Source organism: Sphingobium sp. IP1 (genome assembly GCF_002708645.1).
Lineage (GTDB): Bacteria > Pseudomonadota > Alphaproteobacteria > Sphingomonadales > Sphingomonadaceae > Sphingobium > Sphingobium yanoikuyae.
Genome location: NZ_NOIW01000010.1, coordinates 1 through 21348 on the forward strand (window position 1 = coordinate 1; position 21348 = coordinate 21348).

Consider the following 21348-nt stretch of genomic DNA (forward strand, 5'->3'; position numbering starts at 1 on the left):
GCCTCACCCCATCGTAATACCAGATTGATCTGGCCCCCTACTCAAGGCGTCAATTCTAATGTTCAAAAGGCAGCTTTTGTCGAGAGCGGCCGTCGGGACTCATTTAACGAACAGCGTTAGTTGGTCGGGAGCAGGCGCCGCTGCTTGCCCAATTAAACGTCAGCTATAGCTACCCGCTGACCAAAAGCGGTCTGGGCAGCTAGCCACCCCTTCTTGCCGTTTCGCTTAGGGTGTCATTTCGCCCTCAGCCGGAACCGACCCCAGCCTGATGGCGGTTGCTACGACGGATTGCAGGTGGACCGCGTGAACCTGAACCAGGGTGCGGAGTCCATCCTTGCCTATCAGTTCGCCGCCCTGGCGATTGCGCGTATCCGCAGCGCTGCCGAGGGTTCAGAGAGAGGCAACGCGCGAGCCGCTGCTTCCGGAGGCGCCGCATGCCGCTGATCCAATCCAGCCTGCGGCTGCTGCCGAACCCAGATCGGGTCGTCGTACGGCCCCTTCATCTCGCTCCGAAGCCGCGGGACATCAACCCGGTCAATAATGATCGAGTGCGGCGGATCATTGCCGCGGTGCGCGCCATGGACGGCCGCACGACTCAAGCCGAGCTCGCCCTTGTGCTCGCGGATTTCGAAAGCCGCCATCGCGAGATACGCCGGGTGTTCGAGGAGCGGTACGATCAGGTGGCGAGCGAGATTGGCCTGGCTGATCCATTGGACCGCGCTCAGCGCCAACTCATCGGCGCCTATTTTTGCCACGAATACTCCTTCGGCGCCGCGGCGGTCATGAACCCGAGCATCGTTCCGCACCCCGACCAGACGGGGCTGACCGAGGGGGCGCTTCGATTCATCCTGTCGCTGCGGGCCGTGGGCGAGGGGCACATTTCCTCTGTGACCTTTCGACAAGGGATCGTTCGTGTCGACGGCACTATCGAGCTTGATCCGGCGCCCGATCTTGCGGTCGCCGCCAAGGCTGAGAGTCAGCCCGACGGTAGTGTCGTCTTTCGCCGGCATGACTGCAGCAACCGTCTCGACGAGATGGTCCTGTTCCCGTTCACGCCGGCCCAACGCAATGGCCTGGAGGATCTGCGTCTCGTCAGGTTCGAGGATGACGATGGGAACCGCGCCTATTACGGCACCTACACCGCCTACAGCGGCGCAGCGATAGCTTCGGAGATACTGCTGACCCGCGACTTCGAGGCTTTCGAGTTGCGGGCTTTGCAAGGGAGTGCCGCGCGCAACAAGGGCATGGCTCTATTTCCACGCAAGTTCGATGGCGATTATCTGATGGTCGGCCGGCAAGATGGCGAGAGCCTCTACCTGCTGCGTTCGCCAGACCTGTATCGATGGGAGCGCGGTGAACTTCTCGCCCGTCCTGAATATGCCTGGGAACTCATCCAAATCGGCAACTGCGGGGCGCCCATCGAGCTCGAGGAGGGCTGGCTCGTACTTACCCACGGCGTCGGCGCAATGCGCAAATATTCAATCGGCGCACTGTTGCTCGATCGAGAGGACCCATCCTGCATCATCGGTCGAACGGCGGTGCCGCTACTGTCGCCTTCCGATGAAGCTCGGGAGGGCTATGTTCCCAACGTCGTCTATACCTGCGGGGCACTGGCGCACGCCGGTCGGCTGATCATGCCCTACGGGGTGGCGGACAGCTCGGTGAGCTTTGCATCGATCGACCTGGCGGAACTACTGGCGATGCTTTGCCCGCCATCCGTCTCCCGTTCCTCGCTAATCCGTGATTTCGGGCAGGTGCGGGATCGAACGGATGCGTGATCGTCGGCAACGAGCATAAGCGCCGGTCCTGGCTTCGACGCGCAATCGGTCGGTTTCACCGCTCGGACCTGTGAAGAGCGAGCTCTGGCCAAGCCGCAATCTCATCAAGTCGACCGCATCCGAGAGTGGGCATCGGCTTCGGGCACCGCCTCAACGCAGCAGCCGACGATCGAAGGCGGACAGGTGGCCGTTAAAGGTAGCCCCGCTCATAACCTTACGACCTAATGCACAGTGGGCTTCAGCTCGACGCCAGCTTCAGCAATAACATACTCGTTCCCTTCCCCGGCAAAGAAGATCTCGACCCGCTCCTCCTCATCCTGCGGCGGAGGCTTGTTGGGGAATTGCTGCGTCCAGGCATCGTTGACGTAAGACAGGAGAAAGGACCAGGCAGTCGCGTGGCAGTGATGCGTCGACCAGAACACCTCGCCAAGATGCTCAATCATGAGAACGACTACGGCCATTCGTCTACCTCCGCGGACGTGATCTGCGAGACCCGTCGCTTGGCCAGGTGGCAAGGAGAGGATCAGGCCATCAAGGGCTTCCAGCCGGCTCGGAAGCTCGAATGCTCGACAGTATTTTCTGGACTTCGAAAGCATCTCGCGGTGTCTCGGCGCCTGGTTGACAGAGGCGGATCAACAGGCGCCCCTCGACGACGCGGTTCCCGATGCGCGAAACTGTGCCGAGGCCGAAATGGATACCCGGCGAGGCGAGTACATTCCTGTAGAGCCGCCAGTAGCGCCGCCACTCCGCTGCGCTCCCACTCGTCGAGATCGTCATGTGACCGGATCGAAGCGGCACGTACGATACATTGCGGTTCAGTTGTGCACGTTCGATGGCGAAGCAGTGTGCTCCGCGGCCGGCTGCGACCTGGGCGGCTTTCCGCAGCAGGCGGCTTCTCACCGGGCGATCGCCCCAACGAGGAGGGGCAAGGATCGCGACTTCAAAGGCGGTTTGATCTCCGCTCACGACCTCGCGAACGTCGTAGACCGGGAGCCGAGCGTCGGTTGTCGCGGGCGAGGGCCTTGCCTGCCCGGCCGAGATGCCGGTCACGCTCGCTAGCGCGGCAAGCCACCAGAGCAACCCGACCGGCCATACCTGCCCTCGCTGCATATCAGGCCGGTTCCGCTGCACCGGAAGAATGAGGGGCGATGGCGTCCCGATGCATCGCATCCGCCCTCCCGCTCAGCCTGCTGAAGATATCACGACGCGTGCGGGGCGGATGAGCCGGCTTCCGACTTTGTACCCCCGCTGCAGGGTCTCAAGCACCAGCCCCTCGGCGGTCTCGGGCTCGGATCGCGAGGCGATCGCATCATGTCTGTTAGGGTCGAACGCCTCCCCCTTCTGTGGGGAGATCCGTTCCACCCCCGCCTTTGCCAAACCATCCACGAACGCCCTGCTCGTCGCCCTGAGCCCGTCGAGCAGGGAATCGACGCTTGGTTGCGCCTCCTCCGTTCGAGATGCCGCCTCGATCGCCAGATCAAGGCTATCGAGCGCTGGAACGATCATCGAGGCTAGATCCGAGATGCCGGTTTCTCGACCCTCGGCGCGTGCGCGATCGCCCCGCTTTCTGGCGTTATCGGCATCAGCCAGCGCACGTAGGAGCCGCTCCCGCAGTTCCTCGACCTCCGATGCAGGAACTGCGCGGTCCGGCCCGGCGTCCTCGCTGCTCGCGCCTGGGGAAGGCACCGCCTCCCTTTCATCAGCAGTGTCGTCTTGGTTCATCTTGCCCAGCCTTCATGCCTCCGGGGGGGGGGCGGCAGGCGCCCCTCTGACCAATGAGCGCCAGCGCGCCGCGGCCCTCATTTCTTCGTGTCGTCCGCCTCCTCGAACTCGGCGTCCACGATCCCATCGTCCGCAGCGGATGCGGTGCCGCTCTCAGCACGCTGAGCATTGACGACCTGCTGGGTGGCGGCCTGCAGGTCCTCGCTTCTCTTGCGGATCTCCTCGATCTGCTCACCCTCCATGGCCGTCTTCAGCTTCGAGACGGCTTGTTCCACCGCCTCCCGATCGGCGGCAGCTACCCGGTCACCGGCATCCGACAGGGTTTTCTCGGACAGGAAAATCAGCGCATCGGACTGGTTCCGCGTCTCCGCGAGCTCGCGGCGCTTCCTGTCCTCGCTGGCGTGCTCCTCGGCGTCTCTGACCGCGCGCTTGATGTCCTCGTCGCTCAGGCCGCCCGACGACTGAATGGTGATCTTCTGTTCGCGCCCGGTGCCCTTGTCGGTGGCAGAGACGTTAACGATACCATTCGCGTCGATGTCGAATGTCACCTCGATCTGCGGCTCGCCACGGGGCGCCGGCGCTATGTTCTCGAGGTTGAACTGGCCGAGCAGCTTGTTGTCCTCGGCCATCTCCCGCTCTCCCTGGAAGACGCGGATGGTCACGGCGGGCTGGTTGTCCTCCGCTGTCGAGAAGGTCTGGCTCTTCTTGGTGGGGATGGTCGTGTTGCGATCGATCAGCTTGGTCATCACGCCGCCAAGCGTCTCGATGCCTAACGACAGCGGCGTGACGTCGAGCAAAAGCACGTCGTCAACTTGCCCCTTCAGCACGCCCGCCTGGATCGCTGCGCCCAACGCCACGACCTCGTCAGGATTGACGCCTTGGTGTGGCTCCCGTCCGAAGATGGACTTCACCGCCTCGACGACCTTCGGCATCCGCGTCATGCCGCCGACCAGCACGACTTCGTCGAGCTGATCGGCCTTCAGGCCGGCATCCTCGAGTGCAGCCTTGCAAGGGCCGACTGTCCGCGAGATGAGATCATCGACCAGCGCTTCGAGCTTCGCGCGGGTGAGACGGATGTCGAGATGCTTCGGGCCGGATTGGTCGGCGGTGATGAACGGCAGGTTCACGCTCGTCTGCGATGCCGAGCTGAGTTCGATCTTCGCCTTCTCAGCAGCTTCCTTCAGTCGCTGCAGGGCAAGCCGGTCCTGACGCAGGTCGATCCCCTGCTCCTTCTTGAACTCATCGGCGAGGAAGTCGATTATCCTCTTGTCGAAGTCCTCGCCGCCGAGGAACGTGTCTCCGTTCGTCGACTTGACCTCGAAAACACCGTCGCCGAGCTCCAGAACGGAGACGTCGAAGGTGCCGCCGCCGAGATCATAGACGGCGATCGTGCCGGTCTTCTTCTTCTCGAGGCCGTAGGCCAGCGCCGCAGCGGTCGGCTCGTTGATGATGCGCAGAACCTCGAGACCGGCAATGGTGCCTGCATCCTTGGTCGCCTGGCGCTGCGCATCGTTGAAATAGGCGGGCACCGTGATGACGGCCTCGGTGACCGGCTCACCCAGGTATTTTTCGGCCGTCTCCTTCATCTTGCGCAGGATGTGGGCGGAAATCTCGCTAGGGCTGGACTTCTTGCCGTTCACTTCGACCCATGCGTCACCGTTAGCGCCGGGGACGATCTTGTAGGGCACCATGCCCTTGTCCTTCTGGACGATGGGATCGTCGTATCTGCGGCCGATCAAACGCTTGATCGCGAACAGCGTCTGCTCCGGATTGGTGATGGCCTGGCGCTTCGCCGCGGCCCCGACCAGCACCTCTCCGTCAGGGCGAAAGGCCACCATCGAGGGGGTTGTCCGCGCCCCCTCGGCATTTTCGATAACCTTGGGCTCCTTGCCCTCCATCACGGCGACGCAGGAATTGGTGGTGCCGAGATCGATGCCGATTGCTTTCGCCATGCCAGCCTCCATGAGATATCGAATGCCGACGATGGAGAGTATCGGGCCGGTGAGTCCTGACCTAGATCAGTGGTGCTACCAGCAGTGCTAGCTTGGCCCTCGACAGAGCGGCGTACCCATTGCAAGCGGGGGTCAGCTTATCCGGGCAATCGAGCGGGCTGCACGACGTTCAACCCCCGCCCCGACCTTGGCATCGAAAAGCCAGGGGGTCACGGCAGGAACGCTTAGGCTCCCCTATTCTCCGACCGGTCGAACTTCAGCAGAATATGGAATCGCCATCCAGACATAACCGGTGCCGCTCCGAACGATATGCCCCAGCCCAGGGAAGGAGATGTGGGGCGCGGCGGCCGGCTCGTGCGTCCTGGCGAGCTCCGCGAGCGCGGCCGCTCTCGTCTTCGCCGCCAAAGCCTCGTCGGCATCGTAGTCGACCGTAATGTCGGGCCTGGGTAGCTGTACCTCGGCTGCATGGATGATGTCGCCGATTAGCCAGCCGCCATTAGCGATGCCGGAAGACGACCGCAGCAGTCACCAAAGAGGCGCCCCGCCCCTGCCTCGATCAGGATGCGACGCTCACCGGTGTCAATCAGGAAGCTGTTGATCGACGTCTCTCGATCAAGCGACTCGCCGGCTTTGCGGAATGCATCCGCCAGACTTTCCCTGGGGCGCCATGGATCAGGTCTCCGAACGGATCCGGTGTGGTACCGTCGGGGAGGACGGTGATCTTATAGTCACCGAGCGTCACTCGATAGTAACCGGGCGCCTGCACCGCAGGGGGCTTTATTGCGGTTGCAGCCGCCTTGCGAGGCCTGAGATGTATCGCTAGCTCTCCTACAGGAAGTACACACCTACGGGTAAGTAATGGAGAAAGTTGAGCCGTTTCGAGACCTGCAATGTGACGTCTTCCTGGCCGACTGTCCGGCGAGAAAGGTACTGGGCATCCTTGCGGAGAAGTGGACGCTGCTCGTCATCCACGCGCTCAGCGAGCGCACGTACCGCATGGCCTGGTAGCGCGCCGGAGCTATCCGGAAGTCCCGCCGCGCGTGGAATATTCGCTCACACCGCTGGGCTTCTCGCTCAGCAGTGTCGTGCGTGAGCTTGATCGCTGGGTTGAGGCCCACGCTATGGAGATCGCGGACTGGACCGCGCCGCCGCCGTCAACTGACTGACCCTTCCGCGCCACCGCTTCAGGGTCGCCACTCGCAGGAGCTCCCGGCACCGCGCGCCCTTACACTCCCATCGAAGCGCGCGGGTTCTCGTCGTGGTGCTTTGCCCAGGTGCGTGCGAGCTCCTCGAGCTCGGCGTCGCCGGACGGCAAGTGGACCATCAGGCGTACCAGCTGGTTGCCACGGCTGCCGTCCGCGCGATGAAAGCCCTTGCCCTTGATCCGTAGCGTGCGCCCCGAACTCGAGCCTTTGGGGACGGTCAGCAGCACCGGGCCATCAACGGTCGGTACCCGCACCTTGGCGCCGAGCACGGCTTCATCCCAGCGCACCGGCAACTCCACTCGCACATCGTCTCCTTCCCTTGTGAAGAAGCGGTGTGGCTCGATCTCGAGAATCACGATTGCATCACCGGCTCCGCCGGGGCCCTCCTCCCCCTGACCGCGCAGGCGCACCTGAGTCCCGGACTCAAAGCCGGCGGGCAGCTTCAGGTCGACTGCCTTTCCCCTTCCGAGCTCGATGTGCTGCGGACGCAGCGCCGCTGCATCTTCGAAGCTAATGTTCAGGCGGTAGGCGACGTCCGCTCCCCGGGGACGGTAAGACCGTCGACGGCCGCCTCCAGCGGCCTCTGCTCGGCCAAACATGTCGCCGAAGATGCTGGCGAAATCGGCTTCGTCCCCGGTGAACTCGAAGGTCGTCGTGCCTCCATCGGCCCCGGCGCGGAAGCCGCCGCGGCGCGCAAAAGGACCGGCGCCGTTGAAATCGGAGAAGCCGTAGGGTGCCTTCGGATTGCCATCCTCATCGATCTCGCCGCGATCGTAGCGCGCGCGCTTCTCCTTGTCGGTGAGCAGGTCATAGGCGGCCGTAATCGCGGAGAAGCGCTCCGCCGCTCCCGGCTTATCCGCGTTGCGGTCCGGATGATATTCCTTGGCGAGCTTTCGATAAGCCTTCTTGATCGCCGCCTCGTCCGCATCGCGCGGCACGTTCAAGGTCTGGTACGGATCGGCCATTTCTGTTCAGTCCCTGTGTCGGTCCCTCATCGTCTGCCGTTGCGTATGGTCGAAGATGAGATGACCAATCTTGTTGTCATAAACACCGCGCCTGGTTCTCGATCCGAAGCTTGCGCCATCGGCATGCAACTTCGCGGCGGGTCCCATGGCGAGATCATGCCTCAAGCCACAGGGTGAGAGCATGAAGGATGCTCTTCGTCTCCTGCACGTCGCGGACGGCGTGGCACCGCCCGCACTTGGCCGTGAGCTGCTGACGATCCGTGGGCACCGCGTTGGTCGCATCGCAATGCGGACAGACGACCCGGATCTTCTCGGGCATCGATCATTTCTCCAATTTCTTCGGTCATCGCGGCAGACATTCGCTGCCGCGATGGACCAACTCATGCCGCCTCGGCTTCAGCAGGCTGTTCCGCGCGCGTCTTGAACACCAGTTCGCTGTCGCCCTCGTCGATCGTGACGGTCGAGCCATCCGGCACCTCGCCCCGCAGCAGGAGGTCTGCCAGAGGATCCTGAAGATATCTCTGGATCGCACGCTTCAGCGGGCGAGCGCCATAGACCGGATCGTAGCCGACGCGGCCAAGCCACGCCCGTGCGCGATCGGTGAGGTCGAGACGGATCTTGCGGTCCTTGAGCAGGTTCTGGACACGCGTGACCTGGATATCGACGATCGGCCCCATGTCGGCCTGGCCGAGGCGATGGAACAGGATGATCTCGTCGAGTCGGTTCAGGAACTCCGGCCGGAAATGGGCGCGGACCACCTCCATTACCTGTGGCTCGACGCTTTCGACAGTCTGTCCTTCAGCCAGGTTCGAGAGGAACTGGCTGCCGAGATTGGAGGTCAGGATGATCAAGGTATTCTTGAAGTCGACCGTGCGGCCCTGCCCGTCAGTCAGGCGGCCATCGTCGAGCACCTGCAGGAGCACGTTGAAGACATCGTTGTGCGCCTTCTCGACCTCGTCGAACAGGATAACCTGATAGGGCCGCCGCCGGACCGCCTCGGTTAGAACGCCGCCCTCCTCATATCCGACATAGCCCGGTGGCGCCCCGATCAACCGGGAGACGGAGTGCTTCTCCATGAACTCCGACATATCGATACGGACCATCGCCGCGTCGTCGTCGAACAGGAAGCCGGCGAGCGCCTTGGTCAGCTCGGTCTTGCCGACGCCGGTCGGACCGAGGAACAGGAAGGAGCCCATCGGGCGATCGGGATCCTGCAGCCCGGCTCGGGCCCGGCGAATGGCCCGACTGACCGCTGCGACAGCCTGCTTCTGGCCGATGACGCGCTTGCCAAGCGCTTCCTCCATGTGGATCAGCTTCTCGCGCTCGCCCTCGAGCATCTTGTCGACCGGGATGCCGGTCCAGCGCGACACGACTGATGCGATGTCCTGGGCGGTCACCTCCTCGCGCAGCATGGCTCCCTGGCTCGCCTGCTGGGCATCGGCGAGCTGCTTCTCGAGCTGCGGGATGCGACCGTAGGCGAGCTCGCCGGCCTTGGCCAGGTCGCCGCTGCGTTGCGCTTGGTCGAGCTCGAGGCGGGCTTGATCGAGCTGCTCCTTGAGCTTGGCTTCGGCCTGGATCTTCTCCCGCTCAGCCTGCCACCGCTGGGTGAGCTCCGCCGATTCCTGCTCCAGCTGCGCAAGATCGTGCTCGAGGTGCGTCAGACGGTCCTTGGACGCTGCATCCGACTCTTTCCTGAGCGCCTCTCGCTCGATCTTCAGTTGGATGATGCGTCGATCGAGGGTTTCGATCTCCTCCGGCTTCGATTCGACTTCCATTCGGATCCGGCTTGCCGCCTCGTCCATCAGGTCAATCGCCTTGTCCGGAAGGAAGCGGTCGGTGATATAGCGGTTGGAAAGCGTGGCGGCCGCGACAATGGCGCCGTCGGTGATGCGCACCCCGTGGTGCAGTTCATATTTTTCCTTGAGCCCGCGCAGGATCGAGATCGTGTCTTCGACCGTCGGCTCGCCGACGAAGACCGGCTGGAAGCGCCGCTGCAGCGCTGCGTCCTTCTCGACATATTTCCGGTACTCGTCGAGCGTGGTCGCGCCGATGCAGTGGAGCTCACCGCGGGCAAGCGCCGGCTTCAGCAGGTTGCCGGCATCCATCGCGCCCTCGGTCTTGCCCGCCCCGATCAGCGTATGCATCTCGTCGATGAAGAGGATGATGTCGCCCTCGCCTGCCTTGACCTCATCGAGGACGCCCTTCAGCCGCTCCTCGAACTCACCGCGATATTTCGCGCCGGCGATAAGGCTGCCCATGTCGAGCGACATCAGCTTCCGGTCCTTGAGCGTGTCGGGAACGTCGCCGTTGGCGATTCGGAGCGCCAGCCCCTCGACGATGGCCGTCTTGCCGACACCCGGATCGCCGATCAGCACGGGATTGTTCTTGGTGCGGCGTGCGAGGATCTGGACCGTGCGGCGGATCTCCTCGTCGCGGCCGATCACCGGATCGAGCTTGCCGTCCTTGGCGGCCTGCGTGAGGTCCCGAGCGAACTTCTTCAGCGCGTCGTAGCGGTCCTCCGCGCTCGCAGTATCCGCGCTGCGCCCACCGCGCAGCTGATTGATCGCCGTGTTGAGTGCCTCAGCAGTCAGGCCCGCGCGAGCGAGCGCCTTGCCGGCCGCCGCGTTGGAAGCGAGGGTGAGTGCCAGAAGCAGCCGCTCGACCGTGACATAGCTGTCCCCCGCCTTCTGAGCGATCTGCTCCGCCTGATCGAGAAGGCGGACGGCATCATTGTCTAGCCCCGGCGGCTGGGACGCTCCGCTTCCCGTGACCGATGGAAGCTTGGAGAGGGCCGTATCGACTTCGCTGGTCGCCAAGTCCGGATTGCCGCCGGCAGCGCGGATCAGGCCCGATGCCATGCCCTGCTCGTCCTCGAGCAGGGCCTTGAGGATATGCTCCGGTGTGATCCGCTGGTGGTTGAGCCGAATTGCGACGGTCTGCGCAGCCTGGAGAAATCCCTTTGCGCGATCCGTATACTTTTCAAGATTCATCCCATTTCCTCCTGTTCCACGAACCAGACCGGCGAAAGTGCGGAGCGAGCGGAGGCATCGCGCGCTGACATTCCGTCGGCGGATCGATCGGCAGGTCACTTCCGCGTTGAAGCGGAGGGACCGTCGGCCGCATGGTCCAACACTCAAGGCGCAAAGAAGTGCCGGGAACCTGTTCTCCTGCCCGCCTCACGATCAGGAGCGCCCCGTCAACTCGATGCCGACTAACCGCGCCGGCGCCGAGCCGCGCTTGACCAGCAGCAACACTTGCTTGCGCCCCGCCTTCCGCGCGGCCGCAATCAAGCCCAAGGCATCTTGCGCGCTGCGCACGGGTTGCTGGTTGATCGAGAGGATGATGTCTCCTTCGCTGAGTCTTTTGGCCGCGGCGTCGCTGGAGGGGGCGATCCCGACGATGACGAGGCCCTGCGTTGCTGGATCGACCCGGAGCTCGTCGGCCAAGGCGGGGTTAAGGGGCCTGACAGACAAGCCGAGCCCGGCCGATGCGCTCGGCTGCCCGCTGCCATCGTCGTCGAGGTCGAACTCCTCATCCTGCCCATCAAGCTTCGCCGCGGCCGGCCGTTCAGCGACGACTGCCGTCAGCGTCTTCCGTGCGCCCTGACGGGGCACCTCGAGCGTCACCCGGGACCCGCCCGGCGCGGCGGCAACCAGGCGGGCGAGAGAGCTATCCGGGGTGATCTCGGTTCCGTTCACGCGCAGGATGATATCGCCCTGCTGGAGGCCCGCACGCGCCGCCGGGAGATTCGGCTGCACCTCCGCGACGATCTCACCGTGGTTTTTCTGCAGGCCAAGCGCTGCGGCGACATCCTCGGTAACAGGCTGCAGAAGGAGCCCGAGGTAACCACGCTGAACGCGGCCACCGGTTCTCAAAGTCTCCACGACCGGCTTGGCGATCTCCGCAGGTATGGCGAAGCCAAGGCCGACATTGCCGCCCGTTGGCGAGATGATGGCCGAGTTGATACCGATGACATTGCCCTGCATGTCAAAGAGCGGACCGCCGGAATTTCCCGAGTTGATCGAGGCATCCGTCTGAATGAAGCTGTCATAGGGTCCGGCTCGCAGGTCGCGATGCAGGGCGGACACGATGCCCGCGGTCACAGTCCCTCCCAGCCCGTAGGGATTTCCGATCGCGAGAACCCAGTCACCGGTGCGCGCACTGGATGAGTCGCCGAACCGGACGAACGGCAGGTTCTTGGTCTCGATCTTCGGGACGGCGATGTCGGAGGCCTCGTCCCGGCCGACCACGCGCGCTGGAAACTCCTGCCCTCCTGTCAGCGTGACCTTGATTGCCTGGACCTGTACGCCTGCGCCGCGACCGGCAACGACATGGTTGTTGGTCACCACATAGCCGTCCGCCGAGATGAGAAAGCCCGACCCGAGCGACGTCGCATTGCGCGGCATGGGTGGTCCGCCCAGTCCCGGGAAGGGGAATAGCTCGCCGAAAGGGAAGTCCCCCGGAATGTTCGGCATCTTGCGGGCCTTGATGCGCGAGGTCGTCGAGATATTCACGACAGCCGGGGAGAGACGTGCCGCCAGGTCCGCGAAGCTCGCGGGAGCGCCGCGTGGGGACTCTTGGCGCTGACCTGCGCCCTGCGCGTTGAGCGGCGCTGGCTGTGCGTGTCGCAGACGACTGCAAGCAACAACGCTGGAACGAGAACGAAGCTTCGCATCCAGGATCTCCTGTCAATCAGCTCGAGCAGCCGCCCGGCAATCCTCGGCGAGCCGTTCGAGCACCAAGACGGGCGCAAGCTAGCAGGCCGACCCGCTGAAACGCTGATCTTTGTCAGTTCTTGCGCGAAGCCGGCGTCGAGGTGCTTCTGGGGCTCCGAAGTCCACGGACGCCCGCGTTAATTCGACCTTGGCGTGCCCCGCGCCGCGCACGTCCGTGGCTGCCGTCCGGATATGCGCCCTTTCGCCCCTGAAGAGCCGCGGGCTACAGACGCGCCGGACCTCGAGCGAACCCTTAGCGGCTCCAGAAGAGGTCTGGCCGGCAACGCGCGCGCGCCATGACGATGCCGAGCGGCATCTGCGACTCTTCGCCCTCGTCGAGCGCTCGCTTGATCACCTCAAGCTTGTCTCGACCGCTGCCGGAAATGAGCAGTCGCTTGGCACCGAGGATCGCGCTCAGGGTCAATGTCACTCTTGGCACGGGTGCCTCGGCCGGCAGCGGTTCGGGCCTGATGCCGGCGATGCGCCGCCAGTCAGGGACACGCAGCGCGTTGTCCAGATCTGGCCCTGGCAGGAGCGAGCCGACATGCCCGTCCAGGCCGAACCCCAGCCAGACAAGGTCGAGCGGCCAGGGGAGATCCGAAAGCCTCAGTTCGGAGGCGTCCGCGACCGCTGCGGGATCGTCGAATGGCGGCCTCGCGATAGGAAGCAACTGCGCCTCCCCACCCGCGAAGAACCTCTCCAGCAAACCAAAATTGGAGAGTGGGTCGCCCGGCGGCACCAAGCGATCGTCGGTGGGAATGATGGTGACCCCGGACCATCCGCTGCTGCGTGGCCCGAGGAACTCAAACGCGCGGACGGGCGATCGCCCGCCGGGGAACGCGACGAGCGCGGCTCCTCTCGCGTGCACCGCATCCGCGATGATGCCGGCCGCTTCCCGGACCAGGCTTTCAGCCATATGATCCGGAGTAGCAAAGCCGTGCCAAAGCGGATCCGGCGGGCCGAAGACGTCCGAATCGAGCGTCACGACTGAGGGCGTCGCCGATGGTGTTCGTACCAGAAGCGATGATACGGATAGGGCCTGTAGATCCAGTGCCCGCCATACCAGACCCAGGGATCATACCAGGGTGGCGCAACATAAACGACGTGCGGGTGGACCGGCGGCAGATAGAAGGGTTCGGGCGCTGGCTTGATCACGTATCCGGGCGGGCAATCCGGGCTGGCGTTCCTAGCTGTCTGGTTGCGACACATCATTGGCATAATATAGGACGTCGTCGACTTTGGCCATAAGATCGTCTGGCGCCGTGGGCTTGTAAAGAGGATTGGCGAGCGCGGGTGCCTGCGCGATCTGTTCCTCCACCTTCTAGCGTGGTGAGTTGCCTTGGAGCACGCGCTGTCGTCGTCGATTGTAGGCGCGGTTGAAGCCGGCCAGCAGGATTTCGAGATCCGCGTGGCCGGCGACGTTGATGCCCAGCACCTCGCTGGCGATGCGGCCGTTGAAGCGCTCGACCATGCCATTGGTCTGGGGTGTATAGGGTCTTGTCTTGCGATGACTGACCTTGATCTTGGCGCAAGTGCGTTCAAAATCGTCGGCGGTGAAGCAGGATCCCCGGTCGGTCAGGACATGGGTGATGCGGAAAGGGAATGCCTTCCTGTCGGCATTAAGAAAGGTGATAGCGTTGGCGGCATTCTCGGCGTCATAGACGTTGAGATGGACGAACCGTGAGCAACGATCGATGGTCACATAGAGGAAGCGCTTGCGGATCTCACCGTCCGCGGTGCGCAGCTTGGGCAGATGTTTTACGTCGATGTGGACGAAGCCCAGATCATAGTCCTTGAAGCGGCCTTGCCCTTTGCGCGGCTGCGTCGTGGGTTTGGGTGGGCGGCGGTTGAGACCCTCGGCCTTAAGCACTCGATAGATGCTGTCGCGATTGAGGTGTGGCAGGAAGTGCCGGAGCACGAAGGTGAGATCATCCAGGGCGAAGCCAGTCGACCTGCGCACAGCGCAGATGATGGCGCGCTCTTCCTCGGTCATGCACCAAGCCAGGCGCTTAGGCCGGCTTGAGCAATCCTGGACCGCCTGCTCGCCACGTCTGCGCCACTTGCGGACGGTTTCGTCGCTGATGCCATAGCGCTTTGCGAGAACCCTGGCGGGCTCGCCAGAACGAGCGATTTCCGCCCGCACAACAGGCGTGGTTCGGGCCTGGGGATGTATCTGCACCATCACGAAACCTCATCAGCAAGAGCGGCAAAGCGCCACGCGTGATCCGCGATAGCGCTACTTACCATGTCCCAATGATGTGTCGCAACCAGACAGCTAGCGAGCCATCCTGAGACGAAGCCGCCGATATGCGCCCACCAGGCAACCCCGCCGGTGGCCGTATCTCCGAGCGACATCAGACCGGGGATGAGCTGCATGACGAACCAGATCATCGCGAACGCCAGCGCGCTGATCTCAAAGAACAACGGGATGACCAGGATCGGCACGATCACGACCAGCCGCGCCGCCGGAAACATCCGCGCATAGCACCCGATCACTCCCGCGATCGCGCCTGATGCTCCGAGGGCAGGCACGACCGAGTCGGGGTTGGCGAGGGCATGCGCCAGCCCAGCGGCCAGGCCGCAGAACAGATAGAACAGTGCGAACCGCACCGGCCCTAGCCGGTCTTCGACCGCTGGGCCCAAGATCCAGAGCGTCCACATGTTGAGGATGAGATGAAGCCATCCCGCGTGCAGGAAGATGTTTATCAGGAACGGCGTCCAATCGGACGGGGCGATGAGACGGAGCTGACCGAAGACGCGCGACGGCACCAGCGCGAAGTCGAACGGGAACCGGTTGAGCGCACGCGGCGGCAGGCCGCTCTGGTAGAGGAAAGCGAGAAGGCTGATCCCGCGACTGACCAGACGGCCACGGGGGGGTATCTGCGAGCAACGGTATCGGCCCATGGAAACATCTCATTTCCCCGAGCGCATGCAGCTGGCCGTCATCACGTCGTCTTTCTTGCAATTGTCACACCCGTCCACGCCGGAGGATCAGAGGCGGGGAAGGATTCGAGCGAGGCTTCGAGGACCGGATCGAAACTCTCCCTGTCGCTGGTAGACGGGTCGGCCGTGCTCTCATGCTGGACGCCTCTTGAGAGGCGGCGATCGGGGCGGAACGGGACCCGGAAGGCTCCCAGGGCATCGACGCCCCTGTGCAGCCGGTGGCGCGTCTCACCCGCCCAAGGGTTCGCCATCCGGGCTCCCCCAGCGTCCTCGCGCACGACATAATGCCAGTCCCGCCGCTCTGCGAAGTCCACGGCGCTGTCGCGATCTGGAAACTTCAGCCGGATCGGACGATAGGGATCGCCTGGACGTGTATCCCATCAGCGGCTCGATCTGCGGCGGCCGGGACGGCTCGAACTCGAGGACCCAGTAGTTGGGCCGAGGCGCCGATGTCATCGCGGAACGGGCAGGACGGTAGATGATTGCCGTCGGCACGTCCCAAGATGGCCGATCGGTTCCGGGAATTTTCGGCGGGAATGGTTGGCGATTATGGCCGCGCATATCAGTTCTCCCGGGTGTCGGTGGATACGAGAAGGTGACGTTCGAGATCGTCGAGTTTTTCCATTCGTCTCGAATTCAGGCGAACGGCGCGTTCGGTGTTCTGCGAAGGAAAGGCAGCAGCGTGCAGGACGTCCGACCGCATCGCTATCGTGAGATCGGCGACGGCATCCATCACGCCCTCTCCGTCCCCGTCCGAGAGCGAGCCGTCAGCAAAACCGGACTGCAAGCTCTCCAGTACCTGCTCGAAGCTGGACACGACCCCTGCACTCGCGACCACAGCCAGCTTGTGGCTGAGAACACGCAGTTCATCGATCAGCTTCGCATCGTGCCTTGCGGTTTCCACGATCTCTGCGACCTTCTCGATACAGGCCATGTAAATGTCGCATTGCTGCTGGAGGATGATGACCCTTCCTTCCTTGCGAAGCTCGAGATCGGTCTGGCGATTGAGAAGCGCCGCGGTCAGAATGATCGTCACGACAGCGCCGAGGAAGATGAGCGTCATCTCCTGCGCGAAAGGCAGTATGTCTTCGGCAAGATACATCGAACGAAAAACGAAAACGATGCCGATGCCCAAAGCAGCGGCCGCAGCAGCAAATGCCAAGTCAGGCAGGCGGTTCGACATCAGCACCTCGCATTTTGGTGTCAGGTGGCATGCACGGCTTTGCATCGGCGTCCGGCGCCTCTGCGTCCCGGTGCCGCAGGAAGATTGGCGTCGGACCGCTGCCGAACGGATTGAAGCCGGTGCTCAGGCAACGGTCGAAGATCGTTTCGTCCCATCGGGTGAAATCGTGCTCCTCGCCGGCAAGTCGCCCGTCATCCACCACAGGGCACCTCACGCCTTTGCCGATGGGGGAGCGTCATCGAAGGCCGCACCGTCCGAACGATCCGCCTTGCGAAGCCGTAGCCCGAGGAGGATCATCATCACCCCGAAGACCGCGGCGTAGAAGCCGATCAGCCAGCCGAGCGCGAGGAAGCTTTCGACCGGGCGCGTCAGCAGCATCCAGGTCACGACGACACCGAGAACGACCGAGAGAACGCCGCTCAGGATCAGCCAGATTTCGCCGTTGATTTCCTTTCGCAGGCGGATCGCTGCCGCGATCTCGAGGGCACCCGAGAACACGGACCAGAAGGCAATACTGGCCCAAAGGTACGTCGCTAGGACAAGTGTGGCAACGAAGGGCGAGATCACGATGACGATTCCCGTGGCGATGCCGAGCAGGCCGCTCACCATGAGCCAACCCCACCGCCGGCCCTTCCGGATGTTGCGAATGGCGGAGATCAGGCCTAACACGCCATCGGCGAAGGAAAAGGTGCCGAATACCAGCGTCAGAGCCAGGAGCGATTCAGCCGGCATCAGGAACGCAAGCGCGGCGATGATCAGCGCCAGCACGCCGCGCAGGATGAACAGCCACCAGTTGCGCGTCAGCGTGCAGAGCATGTCTTCGATGTCCCGGGCCGGGTTGAGCGAGTTGATGTTCATTCGATGCGTCCTCCTGGATGATCGGGTGAGCTTTCGGCATGCGACAGGATAGCCGCCTCGCCGTGCATCGCAATGACGATCCGCTGCCGTTCGAGGATCGGTTGGGGCAGGCGCGCCGTGCGGGCGATTTCCTGTTCCAGGTTCGCGGTTTCGCCCGCGAACCCGGCCTCGATCAGTTTCGCGCGAAGAAAGGCGGCCGCGGACAGGGCGATCCGGTCGACCTCGGCCGGATCCAGGCCGAGCGCCGCGGCGGCCTCGGCCGGCGTGCTGTCGGCAAGGTGGATCCGCTCCAGCACGCGGCGCCAGAGCGCCGGAAGCTGGGCCATCGCGCGATGCAGCGACTGCGCCAGTTCATGCCGCTCAGCTTCTCTCTCGGGATCGGTCACGCTGTCGTCCGCGACGAGATCCTCGAGCCGCAACACGTCGTCGGGCTGGTGGAATTCGGACAATTCCTGATCGGTTTCGGTCGGATCCTCTGCGGGCTTCTCTGGCTCGGCGTCGAGCGAGGCGGCGTCCTCGGGCAGGGCCCGGCGGGCCGCACGTCCCTCCTCCTCAATGGTCTCGTGGGCCAGCCGCAAGAGCCAATCGCCGACCGAGAATTCCGTCGGCCGCGTCTCGAACCGTTCGAGCCCCTTCAGAACCATCGCATCGACCAGGTCGTCGACCCCGAGCCTGCCCGGCGGCACCGATCCGCCGGCTTCGAGATAGGTCAGTTCGCGCCGGACGGCGTCATGGACCCGGTCCAGATGATCCTCGATCAGGTCGAAATACATCGCCCGCCGGTTCGACTCGGCCGCATCGCGTGCCGGGGGCAGAAGCGCGCCGATGCGGCGGCGGCGGGCCGGGCGCTTCCAGTCCGGTTCATGCCTGATGCGCGCCACATGCCGGTCGAGCCTGTGGCGCAGGTCGGCAAAGGCTTTGCGCAGCACAGGCTCGACCTCGAATCCCTCTTCCTGCGCCGCGATCACCCCTGAGGGCAGTTGAAGGCGCAGGCTGACATGGATGCGCTTCTTGCCCTTCGTCTGCGAGACGGTCGCCTCGAGTCGCACGAGATCGTCGCGAAAGCGCTTCAGGTGCGACGCGAGCTGGCGGGCCTCCTCCTCGATCACTTCAGGGGCGCGGTGCTGGCCATGACGGTCTAGGTTACGGAATGCCTTCAGGATTTTCATGGGTCGCGTGCCTTTCGTGGAAGACCGGGCGCGAGATTGCGTCGCGCCCGGTCTGGGTGGCTGGCTCAGTCCGCCGTCTTTTCGTCCGCTGCGCCCTGCGGTGCATCCGCGCCGGCCATGCTGGAGGGTGCAGACTTCTCGGCAGCGCCGTCAGGCACTCCGGCCTGATCGGCCTGGCTGTCCTCGTCGGCACCCTTCGTGAACGTCTCGAGCGCCCTATGCTGCTGAGCTCGTCGGCGAGGCGATCGTAGTCAGCCTTGGTGGCCATGATCGTCATGCGCCGGCGGCGGCCGCCTTCGAGGCGTTCAATCAATACCTCTTGCCGGTGCTTCGACATATCGCTGGCTACCAGCACGGCGTCGGCGGGGGTAGAACTGCGCTTGGTCATGGTCGGTCCGTCTCCAAAGGGTTGAGTCGACAACTTCACTTTAGAGACCTGCTGGCCGGTCATGGCCGCCTTCCAAGGAGCCGCTTCCCAATGTGCTACGGCACGGAGATGACCAGTCGGGCGATGCTCGAGTGACCGCGCCAGCGGCGACGTTGCTGCGACGGTCAGCAACACAGTTTGCCGCTGCCCAGCGCTCGGCCGCGCGGCTGTAGCGATCATCCTCCTCACGCTCCCGGTCGGCTTGCACGAAGCGACCCGTGGGCGGTTTGTAGCCTGGGGGCGGCGGCACGTTGTACTGGTCATGCGGGCGTGTGCGATCGCTGTCGCCGGAGGGCGAGCCGGTCGAGGTCTGCGCTATCGCGGCATCCGCGCCCGCAAGAAGCAACGTGGCGACAATGGCACTGCGGAGCGGGCGTGCACGCATATGAGAGCTCTTCCGTTCGATGGGCCGACGCGACCGAGATCACTCGCTCCGCTAGGCTCGCGCTTGCTCCCCAACACTGATCTAGCTCACCTTGCGAGGTAATCCTGCGGGACCGGCTGACGGGTTGGCGAGCGACGACGGTCTCTCCACGGGCAGAGTGTACGCCGCGCACACAACCTATCCGACAAGCGGATGCTGCACCGCCGCTCGAGCCGACCTCAGCGATCAGGCGATCAGCTGCTCGTGCACGTTGCCGCCGGAATAAGCGACGAGCAGCTCGCACGAGCCGGGCAAGCTGACGTCTACCTGCTCGGTGACGATCCAGACGCCGCCGTGCCCGATCGGCTGCGATCCCACCAAGGCCTCGGCTCGCAGCGGGATCAGCCAGACTGGCTCACCTTGGCGCGGCGACAGAACGCCCGAACATGCAAAGGACCAGCGCTCCACAACGAAAGGCCCGTCGGCGGCGAGAACGCGCCTGCCTGGTGCGACATCGAACGGGAGAAACGGCGCGACATAGGGAACCGGGCTCGCTGCCTCGATTGCCTCGTCCAGATGCAGCTGCCGTCCGCTACCATAGTCATAGAGGCGATAGGTTACGTCGACATTTTGCTGGATCTCGAGCAGGCTGAGACCGGCGCCGATAGCGTGGATCGTGCCGGCAGGCGCGTACCAGAAGTCGCCAGCCTTGACCCTCTTCCAGTCTAGCAGGGAGACAATGGAGCCGTCTTCTGCAGCAGCGCGCAGGTCCTCCCTGGTCACCGGTTCGACAAGCCCCATGGCGATGCTCGCGAACGGTTCGGCCTCCAGGATGTGCCACGCCTCGCTTTTGCCCCGCGGCAGGCCATGCGCGCGCGCAATCTCGTCATCAGGATGCACCTGGACCGACAGTCGCTCGCTTGTGAACAAGCGCTTCACCAGGATCGCGGGGTCCACGATACCGCTGTTCGCCGGAGCCTGGAACCAGATCTCGCCGATGGGCTCTTCACCATCGGAAACCGTATCGAACCCTGGTCCGAGCACTCGTCGACCCCAGGGCTTCCTCACGACCTTCGTCTCCATGCGGACAACCTGCACGACGGGCTCCTTCACCTAGAAGTCGGTGCGGCAGCGGCGGGCGTGATGCACCCCCCTGAGAAAGCCGCGCCTTGCATAGCCGGCATCGATGGCGGCGTTCAGGCGGCGCTGCGCTGGTGCCGCGCCGGTAATCTCGCGCACGATGCCCCGGAAGGGGATCAAGGCGTTGACGACTGACCGACCACCAGCCTCCGCGATCTTTCCGGCCCGGTTTTCTCGGCGTTGGCGCGCGGTCGTGAAGTCGGGACCGAGGACGTCATTCAGCTCCCGGATGGCTGCAGTCAGGGCGGTGCAATTGCCAAGCCCCTCGATGCCGTAAGGGTCATCCGCAGCCTTGAGGAGCAACGGCGGGATTTCAGTCTTGGCGACACCCACATCGTGCGCAGGCTGGGCGACGATCTTGCCCGCTCGGTTCAGCGTCTCTGCCGCAGGGCTCTGAGGCTCCCGATCCTGGCCTGTCGCGGAGGTGCTGGCCACCGTCGCAATCAGCGCTAGCGCAATGGAACGCGTGCGCGGTTGAGGGCCGTTCGACACCTTCCTCGACTCCTATCCTGGGTGCTGAAGCGGACCTTCGCCGCGCTGAACACCCGCACAGGCTATAGGGCCCACCATCGGGATAACTGATCCATGTCAGCCTGAAACAGGCGTCTTGCTGTCGTATCGAGATGGGCGACACCTGCCCGAACGAGACCTTCCAAGCTGGGCTAGGATCGACACCAGTGCGTTGGTTATGGTGCTTTGGTTCATGGGTGGCAACGAACAAGAGACGGCAGCACATGCGGCTGAAAATGGCACTGGTTTTAGCCATCTTCGGTGGCCACTGCTTGCGGCAAAAGCGATGAGGGGGGAAACCTGGTCAACCAGACGAGCGCCGTGGCTGGCGCCAGGAGGGACGTTGGCGGGGCTCAATCTGGAGCAATTCCCTCGCCGGCCAGGCCGTCAACAGCTCGCGCGCAATCAGAGGTGGAA

General features: G+C 63.9%; 19 protein-coding genes and 2 pseudogenes. 3 read left to right on the forward strand and 18 right to left on the reverse strand.

What is annotated here, in order from left to right; all coding sequences use genetic code 11:
* Positions 1–434: 434 nt before the first annotated feature.
* The gene (locus CG471_RS04975) at positions 435–1778 is read left to right on the forward strand and encodes a glycoside hydrolase family 130 protein (RefSeq protein WP_099230962.1); all 1344 of its coding nucleotides are present in this window, start codon (positions 435–437) and stop codon (positions 1776–1778) included.
* A 221-nt stretch (positions 1779–1999) separates the two neighbouring features.
* Here CG471_RS04975 and CG471_RS04980 read toward each other — a convergent pair whose 3' ends face one another.
* The 3 genes from CG471_RS04980 to dnaK form a co-directional block, all read right to left on the reverse strand.
* A complete protein-coding gene (locus CG471_RS04980; RefSeq protein WP_099230964.1) occupies positions 2000–2239 on the reverse strand; it encodes a hypothetical protein in 240 nt (79 codons plus the stop codon).
* A 721-nt stretch (positions 2240–2960) separates the two neighbouring features.
* Entirely contained in the window at positions 2961–3500 is a 540-nt protein-coding gene (locus CG471_RS04990; protein WP_099230968.1) for a nucleotide exchange factor GrpE, read from the reverse strand.
* Between the two features lie 77 nt (positions 3501–3577).
* The gene (gene dnaK, locus CG471_RS04995) at positions 3578–5452 is read right to left on the reverse strand and encodes a molecular chaperone DnaK (protein ID WP_099230970.1); all 1875 of its coding nucleotides are present in this window, start codon (positions 5450–5452) and stop codon (positions 3578–3580) included.
* A gap of 858 nt (positions 5453–6310) precedes the next feature.
* On the opposite strand from dnaK, the gene CG471_RS31140 reads away from it, so the two are divergent.
* Together CG471_RS31140 and CG471_RS31145 are read left to right on the forward strand one after the other, a co-directional pair.
* Positions 6311–6460, forward strand: coding sequence for a hypothetical protein (locus tag CG471_RS31140; protein ID WP_257211424.1), 150 nt, complete (start codon positions 6311–6313; stop codon positions 6458–6460).
* A gap of 32 nt (positions 6461–6492) precedes the next feature.
* Positions 6493–6618 (forward strand): hypothetical protein, encoded by a 126-nt coding sequence (locus CG471_RS31145; RefSeq protein WP_257211425.1) that lies wholly within the window; start codon positions 6493–6495, stop codon positions 6616–6618.
* 59 nt (positions 6619–6677) lie between these two features.
* Here CG471_RS31145 and CG471_RS05010 read toward each other — a convergent pair whose 3' ends face one another.
* The 15 genes and pseudogenes from CG471_RS05010 to CG471_RS05080 form a co-directional block, all read right to left on the reverse strand.
* The gene (locus CG471_RS05010; RefSeq protein WP_099230972.1) at positions 6678–7622 is read right to left on the reverse strand and encodes a DnaJ C-terminal domain-containing protein; all 945 of its coding nucleotides are present in this window, start codon (positions 7620–7622) and stop codon (positions 6678–6680) included.
* A gap of 154 nt (positions 7623–7776) precedes the next feature.
* Complete coding sequence (locus CG471_RS31150) at positions 7777–7941, reverse strand: hypothetical protein (RefSeq protein ID WP_257211426.1); 165 nt, start codon at positions 7939–7941, stop codon at positions 7777–7779.
* A 61-nt stretch (positions 7942–8002) separates the two neighbouring features.
* A complete protein-coding gene (gene clpB, locus CG471_RS05020; protein WP_099230974.1) occupies positions 8003–10612 on the reverse strand; it encodes an ATP-dependent chaperone ClpB in 2610 nt (869 codons plus the stop codon).
* Between the two features lie 192 nt (positions 10613–10804).
* Entirely contained in the window at positions 10805–12304 is a 1500-nt protein-coding gene (locus CG471_RS05025; RefSeq protein WP_306552726.1) for a Do family serine endopeptidase, read from the reverse strand.
* Between the two features lie 286 nt (positions 12305–12590).
* Positions 12591–13253 carry a 6-phosphogluconolactonase gene (locus CG471_RS05030; RefSeq protein WP_099230978.1) on the reverse strand — a complete coding sequence of 221 codons (663 nt, stop codon included), beginning with the start codon at positions 13251–13253 and terminating at the stop codon, positions 12591–12593.
* Positions 13254–13523: 270 nt separating this feature from the next.
* Positions 13524–14519 (reverse strand): annotated as a pseudogene (locus CG471_RS05035) (IS481 family transposase).
* Positions 14519–15241, reverse strand: a complete 723-nt coding sequence (locus tag CG471_RS05040; RefSeq protein ID WP_257211427.1) for a rhomboid family intramembrane serine protease — start codon at positions 15239–15241, stop codon at positions 14519–14521. Before CG471_RS05040 ends, CG471_RS05035 begins: the two are co-directional and overlap by 1 nt.
* 267 nt (positions 15242–15508) lie before the next feature.
* A complete protein-coding gene (locus tag CG471_RS31735) occupies positions 15509–15841 on the reverse strand; it encodes an NADH dehydrogenase ubiquinone Fe-S protein 4 (protein WP_218964231.1) in 333 nt (110 codons plus the stop codon).
* Position 15842: 1 nt separating this feature from the next.
* Positions 15843–16463 (reverse strand): hypothetical protein, encoded by a 621-nt coding sequence (locus CG471_RS05050; RefSeq protein ID WP_099230980.1) that lies wholly within the window; start codon positions 16461–16463, stop codon positions 15843–15845.
* A complete protein-coding gene (locus tag CG471_RS05055; RefSeq protein WP_072493522.1) occupies positions 16444–16665 on the reverse strand; it encodes a hypothetical protein in 222 nt (73 codons plus the stop codon). The genes CG471_RS05050 and CG471_RS05055 overlap by 20 nt, the downstream gene beginning before the upstream one ends.
* Positions 16666–16673: 8 nt before the next feature.
* Complete coding sequence (locus CG471_RS05060) at positions 16674–17321, reverse strand: HdeD family acid-resistance protein (protein WP_099230982.1); 648 nt, start codon at positions 17319–17321, stop codon at positions 16674–16676.
* Entirely contained in the window at positions 17318–18490 is a 1173-nt protein-coding gene (locus tag CG471_RS05065; protein WP_099230984.1) for a sigma-70 family RNA polymerase sigma factor, read from the reverse strand. The genes CG471_RS05060 and CG471_RS05065 overlap by 4 nt, the downstream gene beginning before the upstream one ends.
* Positions 18491–18701: 211 nt before the next feature.
* Positions 18702–18878, reverse strand: a pseudogene (locus CG471_RS31645) (IS110 family transposase); the annotation flags it as partial.
* A gap of 649 nt (positions 18879–19527) precedes the next feature.
* Positions 19528–20379, reverse strand: coding sequence for a class I mannose-6-phosphate isomerase (locus CG471_RS05075; RefSeq protein ID WP_257211429.1), 852 nt, complete (start codon positions 20377–20379; stop codon positions 19528–19530).
* Between the two features lie 15 nt (positions 20380–20394).
* Positions 20395–20913: a hypothetical protein gene (locus CG471_RS05080; protein ID WP_099230986.1), complete on the reverse strand. Its 519-nt coding sequence runs from the start codon at positions 20911–20913 to the stop codon at positions 20395–20397.
* Positions 20914–21348 lie beyond the last annotated feature (435 nt).

Excerpts from the sequence above, each read along its gene's own strand:
- CG471_RS04975 (WP_099230962.1), top strand. The coding sequence starts at position 435 with ATGCCGCTGATCCAATCCAGCCTGCGGCTGCTGCCGAACCCAGATCGG.
- CG471_RS04980 (WP_099230964.1), bottom strand. The coding sequence starts at position 2,239 with ATGGCCGTAGTCGTTCTCATGATTGAGCATCTTGGCGAGGTGTTCTGG.
- CG471_RS04990 (WP_099230968.1), bottom strand. The coding sequence starts at position 3,500 with ATGAACCAAGACGACACTGCTGATGAAAGGGAGGCGGTGCCTTCCCCA.
- dnaK (WP_099230970.1), bottom strand. The coding sequence starts at position 5,452 with ATGGCGAAAGCAATCGGCATCGATCTCGGCACCACCAATTCCTGCGTC.
- CG471_RS31140 (WP_257211424.1), top strand. The coding sequence starts at position 6,311 with ATGGAGAAAGTTGAGCCGTTTCGAGACCTGCAATGTGACGTCTTCCTG.
- CG471_RS05010 (WP_099230972.1), bottom strand. The coding sequence starts at position 7,622 with ATGGCCGATCCGTACCAGACCTTGAACGTGCCGCGCGATGCGGACGAG.
- CG471_RS31150 (WP_257211426.1), bottom strand. The coding sequence starts at position 7,941 with ATGCCCGAGAAGATCCGGGTCGTCTGTCCGCATTGCGATGCGACCAAC.
- clpB (WP_099230974.1), bottom strand. The coding sequence starts at position 10,612 with ATGAATCTTGAAAAGTATACGGATCGCGCAAAGGGATTTCTCCAGGCT.
- CG471_RS05030 (WP_099230978.1), bottom strand. The coding sequence starts at position 13,253 with ATGGCTGAAAGCCTGGTCCGGGAAGCGGCCGGCATCATCGCGGATGCG.
- CG471_RS05040 (WP_257211427.1), bottom strand. The coding sequence starts at position 15,241 with ATGGGCCGATACCGTTGCTCGCAGATACCCCCCCGTGGCCGTCTGGTC.
- CG471_RS31735 (WP_218964231.1), bottom strand. The coding sequence starts at position 15,841 with ATGCGCGGCCATAATCGCCAACCATTCCCGCCGAAAATTCCCGGAACC.
- CG471_RS05050 (WP_099230980.1), bottom strand. The coding sequence starts at position 16,463 with ATGTCGAACCGCCTGCCTGACTTGGCATTTGCTGCTGCGGCCGCTGCT.
- CG471_RS05060 (WP_099230982.1), bottom strand. The coding sequence starts at position 17,321 with ATGAACATCAACTCGCTCAACCCGGCCCGGGACATCGAAGACATGCTC.
- CG471_RS05065 (WP_099230984.1), bottom strand. The coding sequence starts at position 18,490 with ATGAAAATCCTGAAGGCATTCCGTAACCTAGACCGTCATGGCCAGCAC.